Origin of the sequence: Flaviramulus aquimarinus, from assembly GCF_039543205.1 — a bacterium.
Classification (GTDB): domain Bacteria; phylum Bacteroidota; class Bacteroidia; order Flavobacteriales; family Flavobacteriaceae; genus Flaviramulus_B; species Flaviramulus_B aquimarinus.
Genome location: NZ_BAABJH010000005.1, coordinates 21,871 through 34,057, shown reverse-complemented (window position 1 = coordinate 34,057; position 12,187 = coordinate 21,871). Strand labels below are relative to the sequence as shown.

Below are 12,187 nucleotides of genomic sequence, written 5' to 3'. Positions count from 1 at the left end.
CTATTATTTTAAAGTTTCATAGAAGTTTCAAACGGAATTCTATTAACAATACTTCTTCCCAAGGTTATTTCATCTGCATATTCTAATTCATCACCAACCGAAATTCCTCTTGCAATAGTTGAAGTAAAAACTTTATAGTCCTGAATTTGTTTGAATATATAAAAATTGGTAGTATCACCTTCCATAGTTGAACTCAACGCAAAAATGAGTTCCTTTATTGTACCTTGTTTAACTTTTGCTACCAAAGTTTCAATATTTAAATCGTGAGGTCCAATACCATCCATAGGCGAAATTTTACCTCCTAAAACATGATACAGCCCTTTAAAAGAACTTGTGTTTTCAATGGCCATAACATCTCTAACATCTTCTACAACACAAATAATATGTTCTTTTCTGTTTGGGTTTGAACAGATTTCACAAAGCTCCACATCACTAATATTGTGACATGATTTACAGAATTTCACATCTTTGCGCATGGCTTGCAAAGCTTCAGATAAAGCTATAGTTTGCTCCTTAGGCTGTCGTAACATGTGTAAAACCAAACGAAGCGCCGTGCGTTTACCTATACCTGGCAATTGCGACATTTCATTTACAGCACGCTCTAACAATTTTGATGAAAATTCCATAGTTTGCGAATTTACAATTTATTATGAAAAATGCTTTTATATATTGAACTCATTTAAAAAATATACTAAAGATGTATAGATATTGTATACTTTTTTTAAGCATCAGAGATTAACTTAAAAATACTTAATATTGTTAATCATTAATTAATCACGAATTTCATGTCACCAACTACCATAATAATTCTTATTGCTACCTACTTTGCCACGCTAATCTTGATTTCATATTTTACTGGAAAAGAAGATAGTAATGATGCTTTTTTTAAAGCCAACAAATCTGCGCCTTGGTATTTGGTTGCTTTTGGAATGATTGGCGCATCACTTTCTGGTGTAACATTTATTTCTGTTCCTGGTGCGGTTGAAACAAAGCAATTTGGATATCTACAAGTGGTTTTTGGTTACTTTTTTGGGTATTTAGTCATTGCCTACGTATTGCTTCCTATTTATTACAAACTCAATTTAACATCTATTTACACTTATTTAAGAGATAGATTTGGCAATGTTAGTTACAAAACTGGGTCTGTTGCTTTTTTAATTTCTAGGGTTATTGGTGCAGCTTTCAGATTGTTTTTGGTTGCCAAAGTATTACAGCTTTTAATATTTGACCAATACCATATCCCATTTACAGTTACCGTAATCATCACAATTGCTCTTATTTGGCTTTATACGTTTAAAGGCGGGATTAAAACCATCATATTTACAGATACTTTACAAACGCTTTTTATGCTTATTTCGGTAGTTGTTACTATTGCATTTTTAGCTTCTGCTTTAGACTTAAATGGTATTTCTGAAATATATACCAATGTAAAAGAAAACACAATGAGTAAAGTCTTTTTCTTTGATGATGTTAATGATGCTCAATATTTTATCAAGAGCTTTCTTGCTGGCATGTTTATTACCATTACCATGACAGGCTTAGACCAAGATATGATGCAAAAAAACCTGACCTGCAAAAACTTAAAAGAAGCTCAAAAAAACATGATTTCTTTTAGTGTGGTTTTAGTTTTTGTAAATGTTTTATTTTTAGTTTTAGGATTATTATTGACCCAATATGCAAACCAACATGGTATTACTGCTAAGAAAGATGATTTATTCCCAACCATAGCCATGCTACCTGAAATTGGTATTATGACTTCGGCCTTCTTTTTACTTGGTTTAATTGCTGCAGCATATTCTAGTGCTGATTCTGCTTTAACGTCATTGACCACTTCATTTTGTATTGATATTATTGAATTGGATAAAAAACCAAAAGAATCTCAAAAACGAGTTAGAAAACGCACTCATATTTTCATTAGCTTATTATTAGTTGTTGTGATTGTTATGTTTGATGCTATTTTTAAAGATGTTTCCGTGATATGGGAATTGTTTAAAGCCGCAGGTTACACCTATGGTCCGTTATTAGGTTTATTTGCGTTTGGAATATTTACAAAAACCCAATTAAAGGATAAATATGTTTGGATAATTGCCATTATAGCTCCAATCGTTTCCTATGTTATCAATTTGTATTCTGTTGATTTATTAAACGGCTATCAAATAGGGTTTGAAATATTAATCATAAACGGCATTTTAACCTTTTTAGGTTTAATATTGATTCGTAGAAAGTAACACTAATGTACAGGCAGCTTCAAAAGCAATATTATTTTCTTTTAAAATACTATAGAATTCAGGGTTTTCAGTTCCTGGATTAAAAATCACACGCTCTGGGTGTAACGAAACTATATAATCATAATAGTCCTTTTGCCGTTTAGGGTTTAAGTATAATGTTACCGTATGTATATCTTTATAAGGTAACAATTCAGTATTAATTTCTATTTCTGAAACCATTCCTTTTTTCATACCAAAAGCTACAACTTCATTTTTATTAGCTACTAATCTTTGAACGGCATAATTAGAATACCTGTTGGTTTTTAAAGATGCCCCTAGCACCAATGTTTTCTTATTCATATGTTAAAAAAAAGTTAATACTAAAAAATACAGTAACAGAAATCAAAACTAGGCGTCTACAATATACATCAATTAATCAATCAAAAAACGAAATCAAATCAAATGAAAAGACTACTCTTTTTGTGCTTTCTGTTATTATCAATATCTGTAAAAGCACATACTACAGACCCCAAAACAAACGCAGACAAAACCGGTTCAATATCAGGAAAAGTATTAGACGCAGAATTAAAGCAGCCCTTACCTTATGTAAATGTTATTATAAAAAATACATCTGGCGAAACATTAACTGGCGGTATTACACTAGACAATGGTACTTTTGAAATCAAAAAAATTACCGAAGGCAATATTATTGTAAGTGTTCAATATATTGGCTATAAAACTTATAATAAAAATGTTAATATTGGCAAAGGAAACTACAAGGTTAACCTTGGAAATATTTTTTTAGAAGAGGAAGCTGAAGGTTTAGATGCTGTTACCGTTGTGGCAGAAGTATCTACAATCCAACAAAAAGTAGATCGAAAAATTATAAATGTCGGAAAAGATTTAGCGGCATTAGGGTCGGCATCAGAGTTAATGACTGCTGTACCTTCAGTAAGTGTCGATGCGCAAACTGGCGATATTAGTTTACGTGGGAATCAAAACGTAAGGGTTATGGTAGACGGAAAATTTTCAAACATTCCTACAGCCCAATTATTGCGGCAAATACCTTCAACATCCATAAAACAAATTGAATTGATTACCAATCCATCAGCAAAGTATAATCCTGAAGGTATGAGTGGAATCATTAATATTGTTCTTCATAAAAATACCAGGGTTGGTTTTAACGGCAACTTTAATGTTGGAATAAGACACCAAAAAGAAGCTAAATTTAATAGCTCTATAGATATGAACTATAGAAATGGAAAATTTAACCTTTATGGAAACTATGGAAATAACATATTTAAAAATCAAAATAATGGACTCATAACGCAAATAGAAAATAATTCATTTCAAACCATTAGTTTATTAGATAATAATAAATCCCATCTTTATAAACTAGGCATTGATGTTTATTTAAATGACAAAAACACCATTTCAGTTTTTACAAATCAGAATGTATTTGATGGAAAAACTTTAAATAAATCAGACTTTATTTTTAATGAGAATATGTCTAATAATCAATTTCAAACAACTGATTTTATAAATGACAATAATTCAGCTCAATACAATTTTGATTATAAACTAGATTTTGACAAAGAAGGCCATAATATAGAATTAGAAATTGATCATAATATTTTTGACAACACCATTGAAACAGACAATGTCTTAAGAGGAATAAACATTAGACCCAGTTATCTAGAGCTCACAAATACAGACAGGAACAATACAACCATTAATTTAGATTATATAAATCCATTATCAGACAAATCTAAATTGGAAGTTGGATTGCAAGCAAGATTATTTAATAATGAAATTATTTATGAATCTGATGGACGCGTAAGAAATGAAAGTGGAAACTACATTCCTACTCTAACTGATTATAATTACGAAAGAAACATCTATTCTGCATATGCCAGTTACTCAAAAAAGTTCGAAAAATGGACTTACCAAATAGGTCTTAGAGCAGAAAGCGTAAATGTTGATGCCATTGCTAACGAAACAGACTTGTCAACTAATTTAGAAACCATTATTCCGTTTAATAATGACTATTTTCAAGTCTATCCATCGGTGTTCTTTACATATTCTCCTTCCGAAAAAAACTCATATCAATTAAGTTATAGTAGAAGAGTTGATAGACCAGGTATTGGACAAGTAAACCCTATTCCTGAATGGAATACGCCGCTTGTATCTAATTTTGGAAACCAAGAACTAGAGCCTCAATTTACAAACTCCTTAGAGGTTAATTATACAAGAAACCTTAAAAAAGGAAGCATTACTGGTGGTGTATTTTACAGAATCATTGAAGATGAAATTAATAGAGCAGTATTTGTCGACAAGTCCGATTTAACATCAAATAGAATTATATTAACCTTTGATAATTTTGAAAACACTTCAGCTTATGGATTTGAATTATCAAGTAATTATAGGCCAACAAAATGGTGGAGTTTAAATGCTAGTTTCGATTTATATTCACAAACACAAAAAGGTATTGCAGAACGTATAGACCCAACATTGGCAAACCCAACAGTAAATGATATTATTTCTGAAACCCTTGAAGTAGACAATATTATTTGGAATTTTAGAGTATTTAATAATTTAAAAGTCAGCAAGAAATTAACCTTTACCGCATTTGCCATGTACCGCGGAAAAAATACTGGACTAAATTTTGAAATGGATCCCATGTATTTTGTAAATCTAGGCGCTAGATATTCTTTCTTGGAAGATAACAGAGCAACATTTAGCTTAAACTTTAACGACGTTTTTGATACGCAAAGAATTGCCGTTGTAAGCGAAAGACCTTATTTGCAAACTGCCAAGTTTTTTCCAGAGTTTAGAACCGTTTCGGCAAATCTTTCCTATAGATTTGGTGATGGAAAATTCCGTGCTAAATCACGTAAACGTAGAGACAACAATGAAAAATCTGCTGGTGGCGGATTCTAAAACAAAATTAATAGCCTGCATAATAGTTGATGGTTAGTGTTACTGTATGGCTATTAACAAGAAACCCCAAAACATGCGTGTTTTGGGGTTTTGTTCTTTAAAAAACAAGATATATTTAAAAAATATGTTAAATTTTTATTTATTACATAATAAAAATAATAACTTAACGTTTAATGTAGTATACAATCTAGTCAAAACGAAAGTGTAATTATTTAGAGTTAGTCGTCTACAATACCAAAACAAAATTCGTAATTTAAAAGATTCGTATACAAAAAACCCGAAATACAAATTTTCGGGTTTTTTAATATTGATCTCATTTGTTAAAAAAAGTTAAATATTCAAATTCGTGCAATATTTTCAAGTTTTTAACGTCTAATAGATTAAGATTCTTCACAGTTAGTGTTAGTTGAAGTTGATTAATAGCTAGAAAAACCCGAAATTTATAATTTCGGGTTTTTCGTTTCTATAAATATGTCACAGCACTATTTACCATTTAATAATAGCACTTGCCCAAGTAAATCCACTACCAAAAGCAGCTAAAACAACATTATCACCTGCTTTAATTTTACCTTCTTCCCAAGCTTCTGTAAGCGCAATAATTACTGATGCTGCAGTCGTGTTACCATATTTCATAATATTATTAAATACTTGGTCGTCTCGTAAACCAAATTTCTTTTGTATAAATTGTGCAATACGCAAATTGGCTTGATGCGGAATTAGCATATCAATATCTTCTTTTTGAAGCTTATTTTTAGCCAAACCTTCTACAATCACTTCACTAAAACGCACAACAGCATGTTTAAAAACAAATGTACCGTCCATATATGGGAAATAAGACAGGTCTTCTTCTTTCGATTCTAAAATCTCAGGAACCCAATGCGCAATACTTGGGCCTTCAACAATTAATTTATCGGCATATTTACCTTCGCTATGCAAATGTGTTGATAAAATGCCTTTGGTATTATCTTCTTCTCGCGAAAGCACACATGCCCCTGCTCCATCACCAAAAATAACGGTTACACCACGACCTCTAGTGGTTTTATCTAATCCGTTACTATGATACTCTGCACCTATAACAAGAATGTTTTTATACATGCCCGTTTTTATAAACTGATCGGCTACAGATATAGCATACACAAAACCCGAACACTGATTTCTAACATCTAAAGCACCAACAGTTGGCATATCCAACATATCTTGAATTTGTACACCACAACCCGGAAAGTAATAATCTGGACTTAAAGTTGCAAAAACAATAAAATCGATATCATCTTTAGTCAAACCCGAGCGCTCAATTGCTATTCTAGCGGCTTTTGCCCCCATAACTGCCGAGGTATCTTCTGATCCTTCTGGAATCCATCGTCGTTCTTTTATTCCCGTACGCTCTTGTATCCATGCATCATTAGTGTCCATCATTTTAGATAAATCATCGTTAGTCACCACATTTTCGGGAACATATTTACCTAAGCCTATTATTTTCGAGTTGTACATTATAAATTAATTTTTCCATTTCCGTGCACCTGTACCAAACTAGCTTTGGTAAACGAAAATCGTATTTGATTAACCAAAATACAAAATTAAATCTTCAAATTCCAAACGAATTAAATTCCAAATTCTATTATGGCGTAAACCCTCTTGGAATTTAATTCATTTAGAATTTACTTTTTTTAAAAAAAAGTCGTGCCAGTTTGTCATATTTCCGCAATTGGCATTTTTGTTGTCTAATAAAAAACCGTAACAAAACAATAATAAACATTATATATCATGACAAAAGGAAACATTAATGTATCGGTAGAGAATATCTTTCCACTCATTAAAAAATTCTTATACAGCGACCACGAAATATTTTTACGTGAGTTAATAAGTAATGCTACAGATGCCACTTTAAAACTAAAACACTTAACCAATGTAGGCGATGCCAAAGTGGAATATGGCAATCCGCAGATTGAAGTTAAAATAGATAAAGATGGTAAAAAGCTTCATATTATAGATCAAGGTTTAGGTATGACTGCTGAAGAAGTTGAAAAGTACATTAACCAAGTCGCCTTTTCTGGTGCTGAAGAGTTTTTAGACAAATACAAAGATTCAGCAAAAGATTCAGGCATTATCGGACATTTTGGTCTTGGTTTCTATTCGGCATTTATGGTTGCTGAAAAAGTAGAAATCATTACTAAATCTTTTAAAGACGAACCAGCTGCACATTGGACTTGTGATGGTTCTCCAGAATTTACTTTAGAAGCTTCTGATAAAACTGAAAGAGGTACAGAAATCATCCTTCATATCGCTGAAGATTCTACAGAATTTTTAGAAGAAAACAGAATTAGTGAGCTGTTAAATAAGTACAACAAGTTTATGCCAGTTTCAATTAAATTTGGAACTAAGGAAATCAATGATCCTGAGCACACGCCTGAAACAACAACAGATAAAGACGGTAAAGAAACGACTGAACCGCACAGACAAATCACCGTTGACAATATTATTAATAATCCAAATCCAGCTTGGACAAAACAACCAGCGGATTTAAAAGATGAAGATTATAGTGGTTTTTACAGAGAATTGTACCCGATGCAATTTGAAGAGCCTTTATTCAACATTCACTTAAATGTTGATTATCCGTTCAATTTAACAGGGATTTTGTATTTCCCAAAAATGTCGAATGACATGCAAATGCAAAAGGACAAAATTCAACTGTATCAAAACCAAGTGTTTGTAACAGATAATGTTGAAGGTATTGTTCCAGAATTTTTAACCATGTTACGTGGTGTTATCGATTCTCCAGACATTCCATTAAACGTATCGCGTTCGTATTTACAAGCTGATGGTGCGGTTAAAAAGATTTCATCTTACATTACCAGAAAAGTTGCCGATAAATTAAAATCGTTGTTCAATAATAACCGTGAGGATTTTGAAGCGAAATGGAACGATATTAAAATCGTAATTGAATACGGTATGCTTTCCGAAGAAAAATTCTTTGAAAAATCGGATGCCTTTGCATTATACCCAACAGTTGATGGCACCTATTATACTTACGACGAGTTATTCAATAAAATAAAAGCCAATCAAACGGATAAAGATGGTAAGCTCGTAATTCTTTATGCTTCAGATAAAGATGCGCAACACAGCTACATTGAGTCTGCAAAAGCTAAAGATTACGAGGTATTATTATTGGATTCTCCAATCGTATCACACTTAATCCAGAAGCTGGAAAGCACCAAAGAAAACATTACGTTTGCTCGTGTTGATGGCGACCATATTAACAATTTAATTAAGAAAGATGAAACTGCAATTTCTAAATTAGATGAAGAGCAAACCAAGGCTTTAGATGAATTATTAAAAGACGTTATTCCTTCAGAAAAATTTATCGTGCAATTGGAAGCTATGGATAGCAACGAATCGCCTTTTACCATTACGCAACCTGAATTTATGCGTAGAATGAAAGAAATGCAAGCTACTGGTGGCGGTGGTGGTATGAATATGTTTGGGAGCATGCCAGAGATGTTCAACCTGGTTGTAAACACCAACTCAGAATTGGTAGGCGAAATTCTTGGTACTAAAACCAAAAAGAAACAAGAGCGTTTAATTAACCAAAGTTTAGATTTGGCCAGACTATCACAAGGACTACTTAAAGGTGAAGAGTTAACAAACTTTATCAAGCGTAGTTACGAGATGATAAAATAACACATTCCTGTGCAGACAGGAATCTTATGAAGAGAAACCACTTTGTGTAAAAACAGAGTGGTTTTTTATTTTAGGGCTTGATTTTGTCAGAAAAATTATCGTAATTTGTTTTAAAATCGGTAAAATTCATTGAAACGAGGCTTTATCTTTGCATTAGATGCAATATGAGAAACCGTATATCAATCAACATTAAAAGAAGACTAAAAAACTATGAATATAAAACCTAAAGACAAAAGCATAAAATCATTATTAATATCTGGAAGCCAATTTTCAATACCAAGATTTCAAAGAGAATATTCTTGGGATAAAAAAAACTATCAGGAATTTATTGACGACATGCTAAATTGTTTAGTCCTAAAAGATGGGAAATTGGAATCCAAAAGCTATTTTTTAGGAACAATGCTTTTTATTGGTGATTATTCTGATACAAGTGAGAAAGATCAATATATTTATGTTGTAGATGGACAACAAAGAATAACAACTATTACAATTTTATTCTCAGCTCTATCTGACAGATTTCGTAGTATCAAAGAAGAAGTACTTAGTGAACAAGTTTTCAGGTACATAATGACTCAAAATGATGATGGAGATGATATTAGAATCTTAGAGAGTAAAACTCATTACCCATATTTTTCATTCTACATACAAGATAGAGTAAAGAATGATACACAAGAAACATCTACTGAAGAAGAGGAATGTATTAAAGATTCCTTTATTTATCTATACGATAGATTAGAAGAGAAGAACCTTAGAGCATATTTAAAGAAAAAGATAGGAAGTGAAAAAGTTGATCAGTTGAAATATGTAGATATACTAAAGACAATTAGAGATCAAGTTTTAGGAACAACCTTTATTTCTATTTCAACACCTGACAAAGAAAATGCCAACATGATATTTGAAATCCTAAATGCAAAAGGGAAAAAATTATCACATGTCGACTTGATAAAGAACAAAATATTTGAAATTGTTGATGAAAAAGGTTCTGCAGACTATGCAGAAGTAAAATGGGCAGATATAAAGAAAAATTTAATATCTCGAAAAGAAGCTGTTGGCTTAGCTACATATTACAGACATTTCTGGGTATCTACATATAAAAAATCTTCTGGAACAAAATTATATGATGATTTCTTTAAAGAAGTAAAACCAAAAACAAGAAATAGGTATAAACAATTTCTGTTAGAAATTGAAGACAATGCAAACGATTATATAAAAATTGTTAACCCTAGAAGAGAAGATTATGGTAACCGAAAAGAATACTTTTGGTTAGTTCAAAGTTTAAATGTTTTAATGAATTATTTCAATATAGTTCAAGTTAGAATTGCCATACTTGCTTTATTTAAAGTAAAAGAAAAAGGTTTTATTTCTAATAAAAAGTTTAAAGAAACAATAATCTTCTTAGAAAATTTCCACTATGCATATAATGCGATTACTTCAGGAAGAGCAAGTCGTTTCGAATCAATTTATGCTAAATTCTCAATTAACTTAAGGAAATGTTCAAGTAAAACAGAATCACAAAATAAGATTGATGAATTACTAATTGAACCTTTAAATAAATTATTTCCCGACTTTGAACAATTCTCAAAAGGTTTTGCTTCCTTAACATATACTAAAAAAGCAAAACCAAGTAATGTCAAAACAAAATATACTATACAAAAGCTAAATTCTATGTTTGAGAATGAAGAAGTTTTTTCTGATATAGGAAGTATTGAACATATTGTTTCTGAATCAACAGGAGGAAATACTTTCAATATCGGTAACTTAATATTGTTAGAAGAGAAACTAAATGGTAAAGCAGGAAACCTAAGCTATATTGAGAAAAAAGGTATCTATAAAAAGTCTGCTTTTACTTGGATTAATCAATTTGTAAATGACAATGAAACATGGAAAAATGATCAAATTGAAACAAGAGCTGATCAATTAGCCAAAATATATTACAAGAACATTCTTGTAAAGGAAATATAAATAAAATACTATACCTAAAAACGTTTATAATTCATTGCTAGTATTCGCCTACTTACGAAAATCCTCACGGATTTTCTATTTAGTTTATATTTGCTAATTTAGTTGTTGAAACACACAACGAAATCATACACAAGACCATTAAACGCATCCTCCCAAACCCCTTTTCATTTTTTCTTCAAACAAAAACCCCACCCCTGACACAATACGACACAAACCCGAATAACTTTGCATGTAAGTTTAACAATAAATCAAATTAATAAAAAATGAAACATGCAATTAACTGGTTTGAAATTCCAGTAAAAAATTACGAAAGAGCCAAACAATTTTACGCAACGGTTACCGACTTAGACATTAAAGACCATCACATGCCCGAACAAAACGTTAAATACGGTATGTTTCCTTATGACAATGACAACAATGGTGTTGGTGGCGGACTTATTGAAGCTGAAGGACAAATACCAACAACGCATGGACCAACCATTTACTTAAATGGCGGCGAAGACTTAAGTGTGCCTTTAGGTAAAGTAGAAGTCTCTGGAGGTAAAATCATTATGCCAAAAACCGATATTGGCGAGAATGGCTTTATGGCGCAATTTATAGATACAGAAGGCAATCGTATAGCATTGCACTCCTTCATGTAAAACTTTCAATCAAAAACCGATACGATAGCGGATTGTTATACGGTTCGCTATCTTTGTTTCTATGTCACAACTATCAAGACTCATAGCCATTCTAACCCTGTTAAAATCAAAACGGCTTTTAACGGCTAATGAGCTTGCTCAAAAATTTAATGTCAGTGTTAGAACGATTTACAGAGATATCAGAAAACTAGAAGAAGCGGGCGTACCTGTTACAACTATTGAAGGTCGTGGCTATTCATTAATGGAAGGCTATCAAGTGGCACCCGTTCAATTTACCGAAAAACAGGCGAATGCCTTAATTACTGCACAACATTTAGTAAGTCAAACCCAAGATGCCTCTTTTGTTAATGATTTTAAAGACGCTCTAACCAAAATCAAGTCGGTGTTTAGAACCTCTATTCAAGAAAAAAGCGAATTACTAGATAGTAAAATCCACATTTTTGATACGAGTTATGAAGACATCTCTAGCAATGCTCTATCAGAAATTCAACTTGCCATAACCCATTTTAATTATGTTGAGATTAACTATCAAAAGGCTAATGATACCAATATTTCTTTCAGAAAAATTGAACCTTATGCTTTTTATTCCACCAATCATAAATGGATATTAATTGCTTGGTGCCATTTACGAAACAGTTATCGTGCTTTTAGAATTGACAGGATTCAACATTTTAAAATTTTACAAGACGTATTTGAAGACAGAAAATTCAATTTACAAACCTATTTTCAATCTTGCCCTTATGACGACAAATAAAATAT

General features: G+C 31.7%; 9 protein-coding genes. 6 read left to right on the top strand and 3 right to left on the bottom strand.

What is annotated here, in order from left to right; genetic code table 11:
- Positions 1–8 precede the first annotated feature (8 nt).
- Positions 9–626, bottom strand: a complete 618-nt coding sequence (gene recR / locus ABD941_RS10880) for a recombination mediator RecR (protein ID WP_345274165.1) — start codon at positions 624–626, stop codon at positions 9–11.
- A gap of 159 nt (positions 627–785) precedes the next feature.
- Between recR and ABD941_RS10875 the strand changes: the two genes are divergently transcribed.
- Positions 786–2,228 carry a sodium:solute symporter gene (locus tag ABD941_RS10875; RefSeq protein WP_345274164.1) on the top strand — a complete coding sequence of 481 codons (1,443 nt, stop codon included), beginning with the start codon at positions 786–788 and terminating at the stop codon, positions 2,226–2,228.
- Here the strand turns inward: ABD941_RS10875 and ABD941_RS10870 are convergent.
- Positions 2,205–2,567 carry a CoA-binding protein gene (locus tag ABD941_RS10870; protein WP_345274163.1) on the bottom strand — a complete coding sequence of 121 codons (363 nt, stop codon included), beginning with the start codon at positions 2,565–2,567 and terminating at the stop codon, positions 2,205–2,207. The genes ABD941_RS10875 and ABD941_RS10870 overlap by 24 nt on opposite strands.
- Positions 2,568–2,669: 102 nt before the next feature.
- On the opposite strand from ABD941_RS10870, the gene ABD941_RS10865 reads away from it, so the two are divergent.
- Positions 2,670–5,147, top strand: coding sequence for a TonB-dependent receptor domain-containing protein (locus ABD941_RS10865; RefSeq protein ID WP_345274162.1), 2,478 nt, complete (start codon positions 2,670–2,672; stop codon positions 5,145–5,147).
- A gap of 486 nt (positions 5,148–5,633) precedes the next feature.
- Here the strand turns inward: ABD941_RS10865 and ABD941_RS10860 are convergent, their stop codons facing one another.
- Positions 5,634–6,638, bottom strand: a complete 1,005-nt coding sequence (locus ABD941_RS10860) for a 3-oxoacyl-ACP synthase III family protein (protein WP_345274161.1) — start codon at positions 6,636–6,638, stop codon at positions 5,634–5,636.
- A gap of 273 nt (positions 6,639–6,911) precedes the next feature.
- On the opposite strand from ABD941_RS10860, the gene htpG reads away from it, so the two are divergent.
- From htpG to ABD941_RS10840, 4 genes are all read left to right on the top strand, one after another.
- Entirely contained in the window at positions 6,912–8,825 is a 1,914-nt protein-coding gene (gene htpG / locus ABD941_RS10855) for a molecular chaperone HtpG (protein WP_345274160.1), read from the top strand.
- A 210-nt stretch (positions 8,826–9,035) separates the two neighbouring features.
- Positions 9,036–10,787 carry a DUF262 domain-containing protein gene (locus tag ABD941_RS10850; RefSeq protein ID WP_345274159.1) on the top strand — a complete coding sequence of 584 codons (1,752 nt, stop codon included), beginning with the start codon at positions 9,036–9,038 and terminating at the stop codon, positions 10,785–10,787.
- Between the two features lie 263 nt (positions 10,788–11,050).
- Entirely contained in the window at positions 11,051–11,428 is a 378-nt protein-coding gene (locus ABD941_RS10845) for a VOC family protein (protein ID WP_345274158.1), read from the top strand.
- A gap of 61 nt (positions 11,429–11,489) precedes the next feature.
- Positions 11,490–12,182, top strand: a complete 693-nt coding sequence (locus tag ABD941_RS10840) for a helix-turn-helix transcriptional regulator (RefSeq protein WP_345274157.1) — start codon at positions 11,490–11,492, stop codon at positions 12,180–12,182.
- Positions 12,183–12,187: the final 5 nt, after the last annotated feature.